The organism is Veillonella sp. LMAG:90, from assembly GCF_008679445.1.
GTDB lineage: Bacteria > Bacillota > Negativicutes > Veillonellales > Veillonellaceae > Veillonella_A.
In genome coordinates this window covers 696,090-715,334 of record NZ_NAND01000001.1, presented here as the reverse complement: position 1 = coordinate 715,334, position 19,245 = coordinate 696,090, and the positions used below count along the sequence as shown (strand labels likewise).

The window sequence follows — 19,245 nt, the reverse complement described above, 5'->3', positions numbered from 1 at the left end:
TTTCTCCTTTCCTAGTCTGTTCGTCCATCACTATATAAAACTTCATCAACTACACTATCATAAGTAACATCTGAATTACTGTTGTTGTCTTCACTTGGGTGGTCTTTAAACCATTGTGTAGAGTAGTCTACCTGATTAATAATTTGTTTCAATGAGTAAGACTTAGGTGTTCCATTTTCAGTAACACTTAAGTACACATCTGAGCCATTAGAAAACCAACGTGCTGGGGACACATAGTCATTTGTAAAGACACGAATAGCATATTCAAGGGCTTCATTAGTCCGTGGCGTATTCATGTTGACAATCTTCTGATAGTCAATAGTAGGAATAAAGACACCATTAACGGCAACGTATTTCTGTTGAGTAGCTATCCTAGCCATTTCCAAAGACTGCTCTGTGGAGAAACCAAAGGCTCGATAACGAATAGCTAATTCTTCAGTGTCTTTAATCATATCAGGTGGTAATTTTTCAGGGCTATACGTGTACGGTGTTTCAGCGTCCCAGTAGAGGTCATACACTTGAATATCGCCTTTAGGGGACAACTTGATTTCATCAGTAATACGTTTCTTTTCATCAGTATTGTCTAATCGTTGCCTACCTTCACGATAAATCTGCATACCTTGTTCTACACCATTAGTGTCTACTAAGAGTTTCAATGCGGTAACATCTGGTGCATACTGTTCACCAACTACTTGTTTAATGTAATTACCATCTCTACCAGCATACTTTAAAGCCAATTCAATAGCTGGTGACATAACTCCTCGTGTCAAGTCGATGTCTAAATGATTCTTAAAGTACGCTTGCATACCCTTAGCCATGATTGGCTGTTTTGCTAAACGTGCTAACCCAGCGTCATCTCCAGCCTGTGCTAACTCGTCAAGAATTGGTAACATTGCTTGGTTAAGTGCTACCAGTCCACCTAAGCCCATTGCGTCTAATTCCTTTTCAGTCTGTGGAATGACACCAGCCCAGTCTTCTTTAAGAGTATTTCTAATCATCTGAGTGAGTTGCCCTGTACGCCATTCTTCAGTCCCTCGTACTGTTTGCTCTTTCAGCATTCTAGCTTGCCGTTGCTTTTCCTCAATTTCCAGTTCTTTTCTTCTTTGGTAATACTTAGTGCTCCAACGGCGTGCCTTTTCTTTATCTTCAAGTTTATCAGAATTTTGTAAGCGGGTGTACTCAGCATCAAGTGCACCTACTGAAGTAAATGCATCAAGTTCCTTTTGGTCTTGTAAGGCTTGCTGGTTCGCAATTTGTTGCCCCTTAGCAACTACTCTATCACGATAATCTACTGGGTTCAGTGTTTCCTTAATTGGTCTGCCACGGTAGTCAGTAAACTCACCATAACGGTCAATTACCCTTTGGTCAGCACTATGCTCTAATAGTGTTTCCATGATGTCCTTATTGATATTAAATTCAATTTCTGGGTTCTTCCCTTGTGTTATGTTGACATACGTCTGAAGTTCCATGAGTTTAGCATCAATTTGTTCATCAGTTAAGTCTTTACTATACTGAAAGAAACGCCCTACATCGACTGCCTTTGAGTGAATGGTTGTCACTCGGTCTTGTTGTACTTGTCTTTCTTTGTTGTCTAAATAACTTTGAGAAACTGCTACAACGTGTTCAGCTTGTTTATCATAGTAGCCATTGAAGAATGCGTACTGATTGCTAATAGTCCCATTGTTAAGGTCTTGCCATTCATCAAATTTACCATTCATAAACTGCTCGTAACGCTGATGTTCTTCTTCAAGACTATTTGCCAGTGGTTGATTCATGGAATACATGGTGTACTCTTGATTCCACTGGTTGCTTAAGTGTTCACCACGCAACTTGTCTAAGACACCAACTGCATAGCGATTATCACTAAGGTTGTACTCACCAGTGTTTGCTAAGATTTCAGCATTGGTGAGTTTCCTTTTCTGTTCATTTGTTAACTTATCGAAAAACTGGGGTGCTATTGTCTGAGCGATTTCATACTGTTGCTTTTCACGTTCTAAATCATTCTGACCAATGGACACTCCCAGTGCTTCTAGGGTTTTCCCTATACGTGAACGGCTATCATCTTGTTCTGCCGTAACGTTCCAGTTCTGTTGTACACCTAAGAGTTTCTTTTCGTAAACGTTCTTAGGCTGTTGCATAAACTGCTGGGCTGTCCCTATTGCCTGTGATACATTACTTGGCATATGTCATTGCTCCTTATCTAAAAGATACCTAAGGTTCTAAAGGTGCTCATTCCAAAACCTAAATTATTAGGGTCATTGGCGTATGCACCTGAACGATAACTTCTACCACTAAACCAGTTGGTTGACGATGGATAATACCCAAAACCATATTGCCTAAATGAGTTAGTCCCAAAGTACATAGCACTGGTAGGGTTATCGTACATTCCAGCTTGGTAGTTCATGGTGCTATAAGAAGGACTAAGGCTGGTCATATTGCTACCAGTTGTTCCACCTTGTGCACCTGTGTAGTAGTGAGATTGTCTGAATGCGTCCACCTGTTGCTGTTGTGTGTACGCCTGATAGCCGGCATTGGCAAGCCTAAAGATAAGTTCACCTTTACTTGGCATCTTAGGTGGGTGTAACCCAGCTGTATAACTTTTGGTATATACAAGTTGCTGTTCTTTATTAAGGTCAATCTCATTGCTTCTTCTTTTGAAGTTATCCTTTTCAGACAAGGCGGTTCGCAATGCTTCAGCATGAGTAGCACGGCTTAAAAGACGCCCAGTTTTACTGTCCCCTAAATCTTCAGACACCGCATTATCAACACTGCCTTGTAAACCACTTGCATTAATATTGAGTTTCTCCAGATTGCTAAGGGCGGTGTCAAATGCGTCCCTACGTTCTTCTTCATAGTTTTGGAACGCATAGTTCATCGTGGTAATAGCGTTCTTTGCTTGCTCAGCCATTTGTCTACCAACGGCTTTAGCCTGTTCACGCTCTGATTTCCACTGGTTATAAGTGCCTAAAAGTTGTAAGCCTAAACCTAGCCAACTCATTCAGTGCTCCTTTCTATAATTGTCTTGAACGATATGTAACGTTGCCTCTCCATGTGTAACCTACAAGACTACTAGGTAGAGGGCTATAGTTTTTAATAATAATCTTTGTGTCGATGTTACGGCTGTGTAACGGTACACGAAATGAGCCTGTAACAATAGGGTGTTTTCCTATGATGTTTTCTTCATGTCCTAAAATGCGCCCTGTGAATTTATAGTTGCGTGTAGGTTTACCAACATATTCCACGCATACAGTAAATTCACCACTGTCAGCATATTGAAACTCGATTTCTTGTAAGACCAATCTATAGTTCTGCATGTACGTTGTACCACTTTGGTCTGCTTGCTTAACGTATAGTGTGGATAACTCAATGTTCATCTCATAGGCTGTTCCTACTATTGCTTTTATACCAGTAAGATTTGCATTAGTATCACACTTAAAGATACCAGCTTCATTACTTTCAAAGGTTCGTCCGTCTTGTAACACAAGGAAGTACTTTTGAGCATTTGTGTCTTTAAAGAAGTTCTTTGCGTCCCACGTGTATGTCAAGTTGTAATCATCAAATGTACCATTGAGTGTTACCTCAGTCTTGCGGTCAATGAGTAATCTGTACGGTTCGCTTGGAATGTCTTTAGTGTTAAACGCAATTAACATTTTTTCAAGACAAACACGATTACTTCTCTTAATAACTAAATACAAGGTACTACCAATAAAGTCAGCACCAATGATTTCACCACTGAATATCCATTTACTCCAGCTGGCTTGCAACTTTTGCTCTTGGGCGTACAAGTATTTGTAGACAAAAATACTGTCTTTAGCACCTTCTGTGAGTGCCATGATGAGGTGTTCATTTTCACATGCAATAAGTCCATACATATCATTAGGAATATAATTTGGAATATGTGAAGTGATGTTATTGCTGTCTTTACTGTTGTTACCGTCATAGACTGCATAGTATTCCAAAATGCTCGCATAATTAGACCGATTAGAAGAAAAGTATAGGTTTCTCCCTACACCTATAGGTTTAATGTTAGTGTCATTTTCGAATTCTGTGACCTGCTTAAGTTGAACGTTCCTTGGAGACAGTGCACCGTCAGCAGTTAAAATAAACTGTGTTTGTCTACTGAACAAATATAGGTCTTGATTAAAAGGTACTGCACTGAATAACTCTGAGATTCTATTGTGAGATACGTTTACATCAATAGGGTCTGTATCAACGATTGTAGTTGCACTATCTACCCAAAAATTCCAGTAGTCTCCACTTTTAGAAAGACAAACGGATTCCCCTGCAATAAGACCAAAACGGTTGCGATAACTAAAGATGTCACTAATTTTTCTACCAACAAAGGAAGGCTCTGGGTTGCTATCGTTGTCCCCTGCTTCTCTGTTAGCCCATTCAATAGTTGTAAACTTGAATGTTCCATCAGCTTGCCTAATTAATCTATGTGGTAATGTTCCATAGTTAAACTTATAGAGAATATTAGGAGCGGGGCATTCTTCCCATAAGAGTGACTTTTCGTTGTACCTTAAGTAGTAGTCATCGTCCCCATTTGATTCACCGTACACTCGTACAATGTAGCCATCTCGATGTGTCCTTGGTAAATCTGTGTATTTCTGAACGTCATGCTTAAATGCACTAATGGCTTGACTGTTGAAGCCATCACGAACACGAATGTTTCTATTGGTCATTCCCCCAACGATAAACCAACTTTCGCCCCCAATGTGATAAATGTCATAGCCCTTCTCACGCATTTGATTAACTAACTGTTGTGCAATGTTGTTCGTCCCGATTTGTGTGGTATGGCTTGGGTCTGAGCCGTTTGGTGTCTCATAACTTGCCACTGTTGTATCATCAACAATGACCTCATATTTACGTCCATATTGACCACTCTTAACGTATACTGTAGCTCCATCTGCCCGTCCTTCTTCAGTTTTAGCTGATGTATTCATAGCTACTGTAGTGCTCTTATTTACAATAAACGTATGGTCAGCCATAGTGATTACTTTAATATCTCTTATAGGATTGCTTGTCTTTAAATACTCAGGGTGTTCAATGGTAACTGTCTTAGCGTTCCCCTTAACGTCCCATATTTTAACAGTAGACCCATCGAATGCCATGATGTACTGTTCGTTTTCATCACGATTTACAACGTGAATTTTTGGTCTAATTGTGGTAGACAAAGAGAGTTCCGCAATGTGTACCGTTGGTGGTCTCTTTTGTAAACCGTCTGCCTCAGTAGAAAAACCATTGATTTGTTCCTGTAATTGCTCCATATGGCGCATAATAGGCGGTTGCTGAGATATACCACTGATGATATTTTTTACTACTTGTGCTATTCTACCCATAATTACGTCCTCTTAAGGTCATTACTAATATCTGTATTGTTAGCCATAGAAGGTTTTTCAAGGTCGAGTTCATAATTGAATACTGCAATTTTAGCGATTTGTTCTTCTTGCATGAGCGCATTCATCGCCAATTCGTCCCCTAAATATCTAGTAGCAAACAAGCGTGCACTCTTGATTGTGATGTACTCTCTAAAGGCTTCAGGAAGTTCTTCAAATGGTACTAACACAATAGCTTCTACTTCAATTTGTCCGTCAAACTTGTCAGTATTATTTGTGACATCATAGACCAGTCCACCACGATTTCTTAAGAAGTTGCCCTCAGTAGTGCTTACACGTAACAGTGTGCTATCCCATGCAATTTCTTTGGTAAACCTATCTGGTATCAACGGATAACTTGAGATTGTGTTGAATGTATAGCCGTCAATTTGTACTTGTCTATTCACACTCTTTAAGATTCTATAAGCATTGTCTACATCAATATTGCCACTGTCTTCTATGGTATCAACTGGTGCTTCACCAATAGCCGATAGAATTTCATTAACAGCGTCTAATGGCGTCAAAGGTGTAAGTATCATAGTTATTCCTTTCAAAATAAAAAAAAAATAGGGAGACCACAAAGTAGTCCCCCTAGAAGTTAAACTAGATTAAACACTAGCTTTAATAGTACAAATTGCACTAGCTTCAGGGCGTAACCCGCCGTGTCCCAATGCATATTTTGCAATAATCTGGTCTGCTTGGTATTCAGGTCGGCGTGCCTGTTCCAATGCAAGGTCTTTCAATTTAATCGTTGCTAATGCTGTGCGGTGACAAGCAAGGAACGCAACGTCATTCTTCAAGTCTGTTGGGAAGTCATGCCCAGCTGGTGCTGTGCCTACCATACCAGTCTTGTCTGCGCCCCCCATAGTTAAGTGTGGTACTTCCACGATGTTGAAACCACAAAGTTTCGTCAAGTCACCGTCTACAATAGTAGCGACTGCGCCATAATCACGGTCAATTGCAGTCTTATTGGCAATGATTGCTGAAATAGCTTCAGGTTTCATATATGCAAAACGGTCAGTAGGTGGTACATAATTGTTACTGAATTTTGCTTTGAGTTCTAATAACGCCTGAACGATAGCTTCACCGTATTCTGGGTTGATACCAGTAGCCTTTACAGTTTTAGCAATTTTAACTGGGCTACCAGCGCCAGTATAGTTTTCTGCTGTCTCCTTTGTAAGTTTTGCAAGCTCAGCTAACATTGCGCCGTCAGCGGATAAAGCCAATGCTTCACCTAACTGATTAGCGTATTCAGAACGTACATCAAAGTGATTCATTGCTTCAAACAAGTCACTAATTAAGACATCAGCTGTCAAAAGACCGTCAATATTAATAACTCGTTCGTTGTGTTCCATAGCGGTGCGCTGGTCATCTAAAGAGTTCCCTACTTTGAGATACGTAGCGGTTGTACGTCCCATAACTGGGAAGGAAGCACTTTTACCGCTAGAGATAGTTTTAATCATGTGATTGTTCATCACTTTAGAGGTGCGTGTGAAAGCTGTTAAGACCTCACCACTGAACACCTTAAGAAACATTTGTAATTCATCACCAGAATTTTTTACTTGTCCTTGTTTAGTAATACCTTGGATTGTTGCCATTAGTTAAATCTCCTTTGTCTTATAAATTAGAAAAATCTGTGGCTTTTACTTTTGCCTCAACTTCAGCACGATAAGCTTTGTCATCATAATATCTAGGGTCACTCATAGCCTTTACCAGTTCTTTTTGAGACTGATAGCCCTGTGGTGCACTTGTGGTAACTGTGCCGTTCCCCATAATGGTTGGCTTAGCTGTTCCATAAGCGCTTCCCATTTGCGCCTTAAGACCATTGATGTGTGCCTTAATGATTGCAAGGTTGCCAGTCTGTAGAACACCGTTGAATGCGTCCATGGCTTCATTCCCCTGTGCTCGTACAAACTCTTGGATATTGCGGAAGTCCACCTCTGTGCCAGCAAAAGACAAAACAGTATTTGCAAACTTTTCAGCACGCATTTCAAGATTGTCTAAATAAGCACGAATGGCTGTCTTTGGATAACCGGCGTTTTCCAACTTGCTCAATGTGGTCTCACTCAACTCACCCTTGGCGTTGTACTCATTACTGATTTCATCAAAGTCAATACCCTTTTCAGAAAGTTCAGTTTTGAGCTGAGATTCCAGTTCAGTTTGGCTATTTATTTCGTCCTGAACGGATTGAATTTCAGTGCCCTCTGATGTATTTTCTTCAGGTTGTGCTTCCTGTTGTTGCTGTTGGTCTTGTTCCTGAGTTGTCTCAGTCGTAACCTCTTGTGTACCTTCAGGTACTTGTGGGTCAGCCTCAACGGTCAAAGTCTCTTGATTTGACGCTGTGCTAATCTCGATTTCTGCCATTTGTTACATCTCCTCTCCTTGCGCTTCTTGCATACCTTGCGCCATTCCTTGCATTGCCATTTGTTGCCCCATGGCTTGCTCTTGCTCAGCCTGTAATTCTTCTTGGGTCTTAACTAGACCAGTAGTTTCAATACCTAGGCTTGTCGCAATGCTTGTCACAAGATTGCTAATGTTCATCATTTGTAATGCTTCAGGTACCTGTCCGATAGCACTTAAGAACGTCATGTACTTATTGAAGTCATGTCCACGTCCTAGTGCTTCCATACCGGTGGTAATAGTTGGTTCTACTACGCCGTCAGGTAATTGAACGATTTCTCCCTGTGACATTAAGACCGCCATAATACGCTTGATTAGTGGCAATTGTAGTTCTTGAGACAAAATGCTATAAATACCGCCTAGGGTATCTTCAAGTTCACTTGCTACCGTTCTGATTTCCTCAGCGGTAACTCGTTCTGCATTTCGTTGGACTACACTGTTCAATAAAAAAGAAAAAGATAGCCGTTGCTCCAGTCTGTCACTGTGCTGTAAGGCTATCTGTAAATCAGGATATTTACTTAATTGAAGGGCTTGTACATCATCTGCACGCCCTGTTACAAAATCGCCACTCTTAGCGTCTTGTAATTTCTTTGGTCTTGTAAGACCATTTGGGTTTACAAGGAATAAAACCTTGGAAGATACCATAGCAACAAAGGCTATAGCTTTTGAAATATTCTCAAGACTGAGAAGGTCTCCATAGTATTCCTCGATGAAAGACCGTCCATAACTTTCACCGTCTTGCTTGGTCATTCGTAAAGGAATGTATGGAGCTTTGTCAATTGGATAGCTCTGTTCGCTACCTTGTACAATGGTCTCATTGATTTCTTGAAATGTTACCCATTCATCTCCATTGCGTTGAATTTTGGTGTAGACCTCAATATCATCTTCAGGTTTACCGTCCGCAACTAACGATTGTAATTCCTCAGGAAGCGCCATTTTAGCTACTTTGTCTAACGTTACAATCTGCAATACGTTGCCTAAAGGGTCACGGCGCAATACATACTGTTTCAAGTTGTACATGCGTGCGCCCCCTTCAGCTGGTGGAAGGAACAGTAAACAGTTGCCAGCTACAAGTAACTGAAGTAAACACTCGTTGACTGTAATACGAATTTGATTGTCTTCAATGAAACGATTCACTCGTTCTTCAATACGCATTAGCGCTTGGTCTGCTTCAGCCATTTGTTTCTCGTCTACGCCCATAGCTTGCAATTCGGCTGGGGAGATACCCAATCTAAAAAACCGCTCATTCGGTGGGAATAGCGCAAGGTTTAACTTACTAGACAAGTTATTAATACCTCGTGCTCCTACCGATTGATACGGCTGTTCATACTTTGTTTGAGCATTGTCATTCTCTTTTGGGAATAATGAAGGAATGGTAATTTTTGCATTCGCTTCAGCTCGTTGAGTGTATGGGTCTCTATCAGTTTTTAATTTGTTAAATGTGGTTTTTGCGTCCGGTATTAACTGTAGTTTTTCTGCCATAAGCTACACCTACTACACGTTAAGACCACTACCGCCACCGCTATTTGAGCCTGTACGTTCAATCATTAAGGACTTGCGACTAACCTTTTTGCGTTTCTTGTTAGTACCTAGCTCAGGCGCCTCAGGTGTAACGGCTTCAGTCTGTGGTACCAACTGTTGAGCCGTTACTGTTGGCTGTGGAATTTGTACTGGGTTGCTTTCCCCTTTGCCACCAAAACCTAAGATACTACCAACAATTTTTGTAACAGGTCTAAAAATTTTGCCAACTGCTTTGCCAATAAAACCCATGCTTTACACTCTCCTTTCTTCAATGCAAGTGTTAAGGTAGTTCAAGATTTCATCTCTTAGCATGATGCACGCTAGTTTACCTTCAGCACTCATTGTGTCTTTTTTCAAAATATACTCATTACTAAATAACTTTGAGATGTACTCAGGTAGTTCCTCAGACACTCGTGGGTACTCTAATTCATCAGTCATCTTCTTCACCTTTCACAATCTTAAGAAAGCTACTAGATTTGTGATGATAGCCACCACGCTTCATATAGCCGTTTTCAATTAGTTTCTGGTTGGTTGCCAAAAAGTTGCCACTATTGATTAAGCGTGCATTCCATGCGTTTGCTAGTCGGTCTAACTCATGAATGGCTTCACGTTGAATACCAGCGTATTCATTTGGTTTAAGACACAAAACAACTTCCTCGGTCACGATTCTACAATCGCTCCACCATACCTCACCAACTTGAAATATAAGTAGTCCAACAAGTTCGTCCTTTTGGTCATACCATGTGCGCAATGCACCAGCTTCTTGTACTTCATGTAGTGTCTGAAGAATACTCTTTTTAGACACCAGCTTCCCATACGGTTGCTCCTGTGCTAACTCATATAATCTATTAGTAATTTGTTGGTACTCAATCTCTGGGTGTCTTAATTTGTGGTCTTTAATCACGGTGTCCATAACCTCACCTCTTTAGTTTTCTTGTTGTAATAGCCTTTACGTAAAATGAAAGCTAACCTTGCGTTTTTCAATGCTTCTTCCTTGGTGCTTCCATTGCGTTCATAGGTATCAACAACTGTTTCCCATGTTGGACTTTCATCAAGTATTCGTCTTGCTCTTACGTCTCCAATATGAGGGCAACCTTTATAGCCGTCTGTGCTATCGCCTATGAGCGTTTGATACAAATGGAAGTAATTAGCTTCCTCAAGTGTTACCTCATAAAACTCATTACGCATAAAGTCATATTGTCTACAAGGAATACATCGAAAGTCCTTATCGCCACTAATGGCAATATCATTCTTGCCTACGGTAAGACCAACAACATCATCGGCCTCAAGCCCTTCATACATCAGTGTGTTGTATTCCTTAGCTATCCATTCACGCATTGGCTTATAACAAAGAGGTCTTCTTAATGTGTTACGGTTTGCCTTATAGTCTTCAGAAACAAGTTGCTTTCTAAAGTTAACTGGGTGTGACAAACACATGATAATCTCGTATTCACCATGAATGTTATAGTGGTCTAATACGATGTCTACCAATTCTTGCACATGCTCATCAAAGGCGTTCTTCACGTCATCAAAGTAGCAATGAAGGGTATACAATCCGTCTTCCCATTCGATAACTTGTTCGTTCCGGTTGCACGCCACATATAGCAACATGTCAGCATCAAAAATTAATTTACTAGACAAATGAACACTTCCTTTCTTTACAGTTGGAACAGTTCATCATGTCTTGATTGAATACAATAGGGAACGCCTGAGCTAACTTGTCTTTAATCTGCTGAGCTAATTCTCGATGTTCCTTCTGAGCTCTTTTACAAAGTCTCTTAGGTAAATACTCATACCATGCTCTCAAGTTTCCTGTGATTACTAGATGATAGACCATAGCTTTGGGCGCTAATAATGCTCTGTCTTCCTCACTAATGTCTTCTCCAATATTGCAATTCACATAGTTAGCCACTTGTTCATTGATGAGGTGCTGTAACTTCTCGTTGTCTACCTTCAGGTGCTCTTGTAAGACTGTCCCTCGGCTTGACTGAACAGTCATTGAGAAGTGCCTATGTCTTGACAACTGTAATAATGTTTGAATGCTACAAGTTAACTCAAAGGTTGCTGTAGCATGCTCTAATACACTCAGGTGTCCAGCTTCAATGCAATGGCGTAAGATTTTATCAGTGGCTTCTTTTTGATAACACTGAGAAATAGCCTTGCATAACAGCTTGCTATAGTCATGAGTGTAATTAATAAGTTCTACCATTCATTAACCTCAATGTGATACTCTAATACTTCATACGGTTCAAAACTATCAAATTCCCTTTCAAGGTACATTTCTTCACGCCTTTGTACGTCATCAGCATCAAGATAAGTGGGTACGCTTATAACGGTTTCTTCAACCAATGTCACGTACTTTTTTACTTTCATTTGCTTTCTTACCATACGTTCTCCTTCTAATGACAATCAGCCCAATTCTTACCAATTTTTCCTTCAGTATCTAATTGCACTCTAAAGTTAAACTCTTGTTGAACATCTCGTACAGCTTCTTGAGCTTCACGTACGACTACCTCAGCAATTTCTTTTGTCTTGCATGCACATTGAAATTCATCATGTACCCACGCCATGAAAGCAAAGTCTCCATTCCAGCCATGAGTAAGACCTAAAGATTCTAATCGTTCTTCAGTACGTGTTATCCAGCGCTTACAAATAAGGGCGCCGGCTGATTGCAAAAGTAGATTCAATGCGCTATGTAAGGAGCGTACGTGTAAGATTCTACCGTCAAGACCAATCAAGTACCGGCGCTTCCATTCACGCTTATGCTTAGCAATATTGAATGGTGCTAGTGTATTCTTGATTGAGCTAGACAACTTCTTAATAGCTGGGGTGTTCTTCAAGAATTTGTCTTTGAGTTCCTTTCCGTGTTCAGCACTGCCACCAACGATTTCTCCAATCTTAGCATTTCCACCACCATACAAGAATGCGTAAATACATATACATTCACTAAAGTTCGCTACACTTTAGCCGTCCTAAGGACTGCTCCATATTGCTATGGAGATTAGACTATATCTTTATCTTTCGATACCCACCGCTTCCAACTGCTTAGTTGTACTTCCTTTTGGAATAGTCGTTACACTTTTCAAGTAGGCAATAGCAACTTCAAGAGTTTCTGGGTTGTCTTGTAAAAGACCTAACGCTCTATTACAGTTATGACAAAGTAAACCTCTAACAACACCTGTATTGTGGTCATGGTCGACAACTAATAAACCACTACTGCTAGATTTCATAGGAAAATTATCTCTACCGCATATTGCACGCTTATAGTTTTGGCGTTCTGCTATATCTAAATATTCTTCAATAGTTATTCCATAGTTTCTTTTGTAGTATGCTTCTGTTACTGCATAGCTTCTACAATACTCACTACAAGATAATTCTGAAGGGGCTTTAGGTGTAAATGATTTTCCACAAACTTTGCATTTCTTTTCTTTAAAGTAGCCTTGAGGATATTTATCAGGCTGTGCTGTCTGTTTTTCTTTTGGTTTATTTCGTTCACACTGTAATAGTTTCTTTTCGTACTCTTTTCTTGTCATTATTTCCTTTCTTGACTTAGCACGGTATTATCCCTGAGGGATTTCCACCGTTTTCAATGGGTTTAGAGACACCTATTATGTTAAATGTCTTAGCTTGATTTCTTGTCTCAAGCCCTGCATTCTTCTGGTTAGCCGTATGAATATCGCCATTGAGTATCTCATGTGCGTACTCGCCGTTATCATAGGGGTACAAATAGTGTGCTAGGCAACGCAACTCAAGACCACTACAATCAACGCCAGCTTGATACCAGCCCTCAGGTACGCCAAAAAGTTCCCTACATTCCTTACCATACTCAGCGCTCACTGCTGGTACTTGAGCTACATTTGGGCTGTTATGAGTGGCTCGCCCTGAGACTGCTCCATTAGGGTTTATACGTCCATGAATTTTATGGTCTTTACCTACAAGTTTTAACCATGCGTTGCTACCCTTAGCCAGCTGTCCTAGTCGTTTAGACAACATGAAAGACTTACTATAGAGTTCCGCTATGCGCTTAACTTCATCATTCGCATTTGGGTCTTTACTGATTGCCTTTAGTGTTTCTTCATTGAGCTTCAACTTACGGCTCTTTTCCTCGCCTTTGTTGTCTATCTCAATGTCATACATACAGTCTAAAAACTTGTATTTGTAATGGTCATTCAGTATGTAGTAAAGCTGTTGTCTACTATTAGGGTTAAATTCTTTGTACCGTTGGATAGGTACACCGGCTTTATACCCTAGGCTCTTATTGTCTCTCTTAGGTACAAATACCTTATCAGGTATCTTTGGAGCGTACTCAGTAAGTTCATCAACGATACGCAAGTATTCTTTCTCAAGTATCATCTTGAGTTCCAGCGCCTTGTTCATGTCAAAGTAGAAGCCATTGTGCTCCATTTTTTGACATAGCCATTGAGCTTTATGTTCAATTTCACTTGCGTGCTCTGTAAATTTCTTAGAGACCAATTTGTTATAAAGGTCTTTTGTAACTTCAACGTCCTGTATGCAATACTCCAGCATATCCTCGTTGAATGCTTCCCATGCGGTCTCGTTGTCTTCAGCATACGTGCCTTTAAGATTACCTAACCTATAACCAAAAGCTTTTAAACTGAAGCGTCCAAAAAGATTGCTAGGGAGAATACCACGCCTTACTAAAGGGGCGTCATAATCGTTGATGTTTGAGTAGACAAGCCGTGATAAGACAAGCGTATCTACTACTTTCGCATGGTCAAACTCTACGCCATACAATTTGGTAAGCACTGGTAAGTCAAATGCTATAACGTTATGTCCACATATCTGGTCACCACTGAGTAGTTTCTTGATACCTTTGTCTATTTCGTTTGGTCTATACGTGAAGACCTCACCAGTATCACTAATGATTACCATACAGTGAACGGTTGAGACCGTATCAAGTAAACCGTCTGTTTCAATATCAAAGAATAACAATCATACTCACCTACTTACTTAGGCGTTTTTCTAATGATTCTACATCTTGATTATTGCGGTGCATCTGCTGGTTATGCCATGAGTTATAACCTTTGAGTGACTTGATTTGTTTCTTGATGAGTTTTACTCGCCATTTCTGAAGCCCATTAATTAACATTTCAAGTACATTGATTAAAAAAGTATTCATCATTGTTGTTCACTCCTTTTGATTAAAGACCATTTTGTTGCTATCCGAGTCCATAAAGCTTTCTGAAGTGTAAGTTCATAGACTTCATATGGCTTCTCTGATTATTGTAATGACATGTTCAGCTCATCGTATAGTTCATACAAATATGTATCAAACTGAGCAACAACATTCTCAAAATCCATGCTGTCTTGATTCTTCATTGGTGTTCTCCTCATCATCAAAATCAGGTACTCGCAAGCGATTAATACCTTTGTCAAAATAAAGATAGCCACCTAGACCAGTATCACCAGTACACCTGCATTTCAATATGCGTACTTTAATGCGATTCTTTTCTTGGTCTTCAGTGGCTTGTTGATTACGTTCAAGTGCAATAATGGTATCAGAAAGTTGTGCTAGTGATTGACTACCTCGTAAGTGATTCAAACTGATGACGCCACCTTCTTCATGATTACTATTGTCAGTACGCTTCAAGTGACATATGGCTATGAGACCTACTCCAGTTTCCTCAACTAACGAACGTAAACGTGTCATAAGCACGTCTATGAGTTTTCGTTCGTCCTTGGTGTCTATTCCACTCACTGCAATACTCAAATGGTCTAGTACCAAAAAGTCACACTTTTCAGTAACCGCCATGTACCTCATTGCGCTCAATATTTTGTTTTCCGCTAGACTGCCAAAATGATTGTATAAGACAAAACGCCCTGTCCCTAAGGTTTCATCAAAGGCTTTCTTATATTCTTCTTCAGTCAGTCCTTGGCGTGATATGTGTAGAGGTTTACCCACGTGAATACTCATAATACCTTTAGCGGTGCGCCTTATGTTTTCCTCTAGCATCATTACGCCTACTCTTAAGTTTTTATTCATAGCAAGGTCAAACATGATTTCTCTTGCCATGGTTGATTTACCAATGCCGGTTCCAGCGGTTAGTAACACGATTTCCCCTTTTCGTATTCCTTTGGTCATACCTTGTGCTTTAATATCCCATGGTAAGCTATATCCAACTTCTTCTTCAGGCTCATTCTTCAGTTCTTCCCATAATGTATTACCGTTGACAATATTCTCAGGGGTATACGCCTTAGCATTACTAATGGCGTCCATGAGTTCCCTACCATGGTCTGCTAGTAGGTACTCATTTGGGTCTTTGTGCTGATTTAAGACCACTATTTTCAATCTGTCAGCTTCAAGAATGCCCTCTACACTCTTGACTGCTTCCCTTCCAGCTTCATCATTGTCAAAGATAACTACAACTTCATTAAAGTGCTGTAACCATTCAAGATTACTTTCAAATGTCCTTCTTGCGCTCTTAGCGCCCTTTGGTAGACTTACTACTGGTATAGTATTGGCAAACATTTGTGATACTGTAAGACAATCAATTTCACCTTCTGTGACTATCAATTGGTCTCCACCACTATACAGCTGTTGTCCATAAAACGTATCATTAATGCTTCCTAAAACACAAAAGGTCTTATCTGCAAACCGTAACTTCTGCCCTGTAAGTTCACCATACTGGTCATAGTAGTTTGCGACTTGTACCGGTTTTCCATTGTATATTCCTTTTTGGTACTGGTATTTCTTGCATGTGTGCTCTAAAATACCTCGTTTTGGTAAATTACTGATATGGGTTGACGATACCCTACTGGTAAATACTGTTTGGTTGCTTATTTGTCTTTTGTCATCATTTAAAAATTTGGTTGTACCACAAGAAAAACAATGGGTATGCCCGTCAGAATACTCTGAGAGTGCATCGTGACTACCGCAAGTCGGGCAAGGTAAATGTGCCTTAGTTAAGGTTGATTCTTCCATAGTTAAATCAACTCATCTTTAATACTACCTTCAAATTCCTTATATTCTGCCTGAGGGTACTTACTGCATAACTCAAGGACTGCTTTTCGCTGTTCCGGCGTTACTTTTTTGGCGCTCGGTGCGTCCACCAGTATCGTGTATGCTTCCTCAGTATCATCAATTTCAGCGTTGGCTACTGCTTTCTCCTCACGTCCCTCATGAATTTCACCTAAATAATTCACAAATGCGTGATAAGGGAAGAATAGGTAACCAGCTTGTTTCGCCTTCATTGCCACTTCTTGAAATGTCAATTCGTCCATATTTTTGAATAGACAAATAATTTCAGTAGTGGCTTGGCGTTCTCTTAGCTTTCCTCTAATTACTGCCATGTTTCTCCTCTATCCACGCTAATGGTATACTGTCTCCAATGTGATACATAAAGCCATTCTTTTTGCACCAGTCACTGTATTTTGTCTTCTTGCTTTTCGTCAGCCATTGGTCTTTCTGAAAGACAAAACGAATGTCAAGTTCTGGGTGTTCCTTCTTGATTCTCAGATGCTTAGTTCTGTCTTCAGGTAGGAATAACCCTTTGGCTTCAATGATGACGCCATTAGACAATATAAAGTCTGGTGTGTACTTGTGTGTGCTTGTATAAGGGTAAGACACAGCTTCATACTCAAAGGCTACTCCAGCCTTAATTAGATTCTGCTTGATGTGTGCTTCAAAGTTTGAGCGTACACTTTTGTCTATCCGTTTACGAAACCCACGTTTTCTGTTAAAACTCCAATTCGCCATCGTTTAACTGGTCACTTTCTGACTTCTCTTTGATACTAAAACCATAGCTGTTTGCATTGCGTTCGCCAGCACTGTATTCTACAAGTTCAAACACACAAACTGCATTCAGGCGCAAAGTCACCCCAAAATTCTTGCGATTAATCATGTAGCAATGTGGCGTACAGTTGATTTGTACCTTGCTACCATTACCAATAAGAGTTCCTTTTGGTGCTGGTTCGCCGTACTCATCAAAGATAGGGACTGAACGCTTCACAATTTCACCAGTTGTTTTGTTTTGGTACTCGTGTTTTGTCTTAGCTTTAATGCATTCTCGTGTTTCACCATTAGCGGTGGTGTTTTCCTTAATAGGTAAGTTCAGTGTTGTTTTAGGGTCTAACTTCCAGCCCTGCTCCTTGGCTTCATCGTTGAATACATTGGTAAGGTGTACCTGAAGTTTAGCCAGTTTCTCATCGTCCTCAAGGTCTACCACGATTGAGTAGCCAATAGGGGAGTCGTTGTATTCTTCTGGCTTTTGAACGTGTGCCCAATAAGCCGTGCCGTTGATTAAAATTGTATTGTTATTTGTTGCCATTTTGTTCTCCTTATGCTTATTCTTGTAATTCTCTTGTCATGCACATGATTTCATGCTGACAATCTTCTATTTCTTTCGTAGCCCATTCAAGTTCATCTTTAAGTTCTTCTATTTCTTTCGTAGCCCATTCAAGTTCATCTTTAAGTTCTTCTTTTTCAGCGCATTCTCTATTCATCTGAAAGTCCACTTCTTCAATAGTTTCATTAAGTTCTCGGTGTATTCGTGCTGTTTCGTCAAAGAGGTCTGCTAATACTTTGTCTGCATTTTCTTCGCCCTCTGCCCATTTCCGGTAGGCAAAACTACACACTTCATAAAAGTCATCATTGATTGACTGTAGTTCGTCAATCGGGTCATTTTCCTGTGCTTTAGTTTTGTTGTCATTTTCAACATCTATTTCATTCATAATCTCTCTAATTGTGTCAATATAATCAAGAAGTATTTCGTAAGAATGTCCACCTTGGTTCATTTTTAAATTTACATACTCGATTGACATTTCAAGCTGGTGTTTGATGTCTTGTAATTTATTTACCTGTGCTTCCATTAGTTTCACCTCGGTCAGTCACTTTTGTATACTCAGTTAACTCTTTTGCTTTCATTCGGGTGTCTTTCACTACTTCCATTTGAAACAAGCGTTCGCCCTTAGGGAAGTAAAAGGCTGCATTTGTTAAGTTTCGTACGATTGCTTTTACTTCTCCAGTGAAGTCTTCATCAATGATACCTTCTTCATTTGCCAATTGAATTGGGTAGTACATTGCTACGCTAGACCGCAAGTGAATTCGTACAGAATAGCCTTTTGGAATGTCTAATTTAAAACCAAAAGACACCAGTTGACTTACACATTCGTGCTTACCAGCAATTCGTAAGCCATCTTTTAAATACACATCAAGACAACTAGCTTTATCAGTTTTATACTCTGGTAACTTCACGCTGTCTTCTAATGGGTATACTCCCAAAACTGGTTCAGCTGGTGCTTTAGCCGTTGTTGTTCGTGTTGTTGTCATGTTCGCTCACCTCTTTCACTAATTTATTTGCATAGTTGGCTAATTTTTCATAGTCTTTTAGCCCTTCTTTGTTTCGATGTAGGTATTTCTGAATGTTGCCCTTTAGAAAGCCTTTGTATTCTTCATAGGTCATATTGGCTTTCAAAATGTCCCACGGCTCAATGCCTAGGGCTTTATAGTGGCCATCGTGTAGGTTATTCACTTTGATTTCTCCAGTTTCAACTTTTCCAAAATCTTTTGGTAACTCTACGTTGTCAATGGTAATGACTTTTGGTGTCTTCAGTTTATTAACTTCTATAACCAACGAATTTAGCCGTCTGGTGTTAAACTCTACAGCTCTGTTAAGATTAGTAATATCTTTCTGTGCCTGTGTCACTTCTTTGATAATGTAATCTCTGTCCTCTTTAAGTCTGTCTAAATCAAGGAATTCTTTTACAAGAAGACTACCAAAGACAACTAAAGCAATGTACAATATTTCAATCATTTGTCTTCAGTCCCTTCTTTAAGCATTCCTCTTAAGTTCTTCAATTCGACTTCTAGCATAAACTTGTCAACGTGTAGATTTCTGATGTCAATCTGCATTTCTGCTAGACACATGTACACATAACCAGTGACGCCAGCTAGAATTAAGACAACTAGCCATAAAAATTCAATCAT

Annotated in this window: 24 protein-coding genes; all 24 read right to left on the bottom strand. The window is 39.9% G+C overall.

What is annotated here, in order from left to right:
- Positions 1-11: 11 nt before the first annotated feature.
- The 24 genes from CCC71_RS03135 to CCC71_RS03025 all read right to left on the bottom strand — a co-directional run bounded on the left by CCC71_RS03135 (position 12) and on the right by CCC71_RS03025 (position 19,245).
- Positions 12-2,183: a hypothetical protein gene (locus tag CCC71_RS03135; protein WP_295294588.1), complete on the bottom strand. Its 2,172-nt coding sequence runs from the start codon at positions 2,181-2,183 to the stop codon at positions 12-14.
- 17 nt (positions 2,184-2,200) lie between these two features.
- Entirely contained in the window at positions 2,201-2,998 is a 798-nt protein-coding gene (locus CCC71_RS03130; protein WP_295271112.1) for a virion core protein, T7 gp14 family, read from the bottom strand.
- Between the two features lie 13 nt (positions 2,999-3,011).
- A complete protein-coding gene (locus CCC71_RS03125; RefSeq protein ID WP_296332918.1) occupies positions 3,012-5,342 on the bottom strand; it encodes a phage nozzle protein in 2,331 nt (776 codons plus the stop codon).
- Between the two features lie 2 nt (positions 5,343-5,344).
- Positions 5,345-5,959 (bottom strand): hypothetical protein, encoded by a 615-nt coding sequence (locus CCC71_RS03120; RefSeq protein ID WP_296332915.1) that lies wholly within the window; start codon positions 5,957-5,959, stop codon positions 5,345-5,347.
- Between the two features lie 27 nt (positions 5,960-5,986).
- The gene (locus CCC71_RS03115) at positions 5,987-6,976 is read right to left on the bottom strand and encodes a phage capsid protein (protein ID WP_296332912.1); all 990 of its coding nucleotides are present in this window, start codon (positions 6,974-6,976) and stop codon (positions 5,987-5,989) included.
- A 19-nt stretch (positions 6,977-6,995) separates the two neighbouring features.
- Positions 6,996-7,742 (bottom strand): capsid assembly protein, encoded by a 747-nt coding sequence (locus CCC71_RS03110; protein WP_296332910.1) that lies wholly within the window; start codon positions 7,740-7,742, stop codon positions 6,996-6,998.
- Between the two features lie 3 nt (positions 7,743-7,745).
- Entirely contained in the window at positions 7,746-9,260 is a 1,515-nt protein-coding gene (locus CCC71_RS03105; protein ID WP_295271099.1) for a portal protein, read from the bottom strand.
- Positions 9,261-9,272: 12 nt separating this feature from the next.
- Positions 9,273-9,548 carry a hypothetical protein gene (locus CCC71_RS03100; protein WP_295271097.1) on the bottom strand — a complete coding sequence of 92 codons (276 nt, stop codon included), beginning with the start codon at positions 9,546-9,548 and terminating at the stop codon, positions 9,273-9,275.
- 181 nt (positions 9,549-9,729) lie between these two features.
- On the bottom strand, positions 9,730-10,212 hold the full coding sequence (locus tag CCC71_RS03095) for a hypothetical protein (RefSeq protein WP_295271095.1): 483 nt from the start codon (positions 10,210-10,212) through the stop codon (positions 9,730-9,732).
- Positions 10,200-10,898, bottom strand: coding sequence for a hypothetical protein (locus tag CCC71_RS03090; RefSeq protein ID WP_296332903.1), 699 nt, complete (start codon positions 10,896-10,898; stop codon positions 10,200-10,202). Before CCC71_RS03090 ends, CCC71_RS03095 begins: the two co-directional genes overlap by 13 nt.
- Positions 10,899-10,932: 34 nt before the next feature.
- Positions 10,933-11,508, bottom strand: coding sequence for an FAD-dependent thymidylate synthase (locus CCC71_RS03085; protein ID WP_295294582.1), 576 nt, complete (start codon positions 11,506-11,508; stop codon positions 10,933-10,935).
- Positions 11,502-11,687, bottom strand: a complete 186-nt coding sequence (locus tag CCC71_RS03080; protein ID WP_295271087.1) for a hypothetical protein — start codon at positions 11,685-11,687, stop codon at positions 11,502-11,504. The genes CCC71_RS03085 and CCC71_RS03080 overlap by 7 nt, the downstream gene beginning before the upstream one ends.
- An 11-nt stretch (positions 11,688-11,698) precedes the next feature.
- Positions 11,699-12,220, bottom strand: coding sequence for a DNA polymerase (locus CCC71_RS03075; protein WP_363315330.1), 522 nt, complete (start codon positions 12,218-12,220; stop codon positions 11,699-11,701).
- 93 nt (positions 12,221-12,313) lie between these two features.
- On the bottom strand, positions 12,314-12,832 hold the full coding sequence (locus CCC71_RS03070) for an endonuclease VII domain-containing protein (protein ID WP_296332900.1): 519 nt from the start codon (positions 12,830-12,832) through the stop codon (positions 12,314-12,316).
- 16 nt (positions 12,833-12,848) lie between these two features.
- Positions 12,849-14,252 carry a DNA polymerase gene (locus tag CCC71_RS03065; protein ID WP_296332897.1) on the bottom strand — a complete coding sequence of 468 codons (1,404 nt, stop codon included), beginning with the start codon at positions 14,250-14,252 and terminating at the stop codon, positions 12,849-12,851.
- 10 nt (positions 14,253-14,262) lie between these two features.
- Positions 14,263-14,442 (bottom strand): hypothetical protein, encoded by a 180-nt coding sequence (locus CCC71_RS03060; protein WP_295271082.1) that lies wholly within the window; start codon positions 14,440-14,442, stop codon positions 14,263-14,265.
- A gap of 168 nt (positions 14,443-14,610) precedes the next feature.
- Positions 14,611-16,242, bottom strand: a complete 1,632-nt coding sequence (locus CCC71_RS03055) for a DnaB-like helicase C-terminal domain-containing protein (RefSeq protein ID WP_296332894.1) — start codon at positions 16,240-16,242, stop codon at positions 14,611-14,613.
- Positions 16,243-16,244: 2 nt separating this feature from the next.
- Positions 16,245-16,610: a peptidoglycan recognition protein family protein gene (locus CCC71_RS03050; protein ID WP_295271076.1), complete on the bottom strand. Its 366-nt coding sequence runs from the start codon at positions 16,608-16,610 to the stop codon at positions 16,245-16,247.
- Positions 16,597-17,016, bottom strand: coding sequence for a PDDEXK family nuclease (locus tag CCC71_RS10855; RefSeq protein ID WP_366374545.1), 420 nt, complete (start codon positions 17,014-17,016; stop codon positions 16,597-16,599). Before CCC71_RS10855 ends, CCC71_RS03050 begins: the two co-directional genes overlap by 14 nt.
- The gene (locus tag CCC71_RS03045; protein ID WP_295294578.1) at positions 16,997-17,587 is read right to left on the bottom strand and encodes a hypothetical protein; all 591 of its coding nucleotides are present in this window, start codon (positions 17,585-17,587) and stop codon (positions 16,997-16,999) included. Before CCC71_RS03045 ends, CCC71_RS10855 begins: the two co-directional genes overlap by 20 nt.
- A gap of 16 nt (positions 17,588-17,603) precedes the next feature.
- Positions 17,604-18,128, bottom strand: a complete 525-nt coding sequence (locus tag CCC71_RS03040; protein ID WP_296332888.1) for a hypothetical protein — start codon at positions 18,126-18,128, stop codon at positions 17,604-17,606.
- The gene (locus CCC71_RS03035; protein ID WP_296332884.1) at positions 18,109-18,588 is read right to left on the bottom strand and encodes a dUTP diphosphatase; all 480 of its coding nucleotides are present in this window, start codon (positions 18,586-18,588) and stop codon (positions 18,109-18,111) included. The genes CCC71_RS03040 and CCC71_RS03035 overlap by 20 nt, the downstream gene beginning before the upstream one ends.
- On the bottom strand, positions 18,560-19,072 hold the full coding sequence (locus CCC71_RS03030; protein WP_296332880.1) for a DUF3310 domain-containing protein: 513 nt from the start codon (positions 19,070-19,072) through the stop codon (positions 18,560-18,562). The genes CCC71_RS03035 and CCC71_RS03030 overlap by 29 nt, the downstream gene beginning before the upstream one ends.
- Positions 19,069-19,245 carry a hypothetical protein gene (locus tag CCC71_RS03025; protein ID WP_295294575.1) on the bottom strand — a complete coding sequence of 59 codons (177 nt, stop codon included), beginning with the start codon at positions 19,243-19,245 and terminating at the stop codon, positions 19,069-19,071. The genes CCC71_RS03030 and CCC71_RS03025 overlap by 4 nt, the downstream gene beginning before the upstream one ends.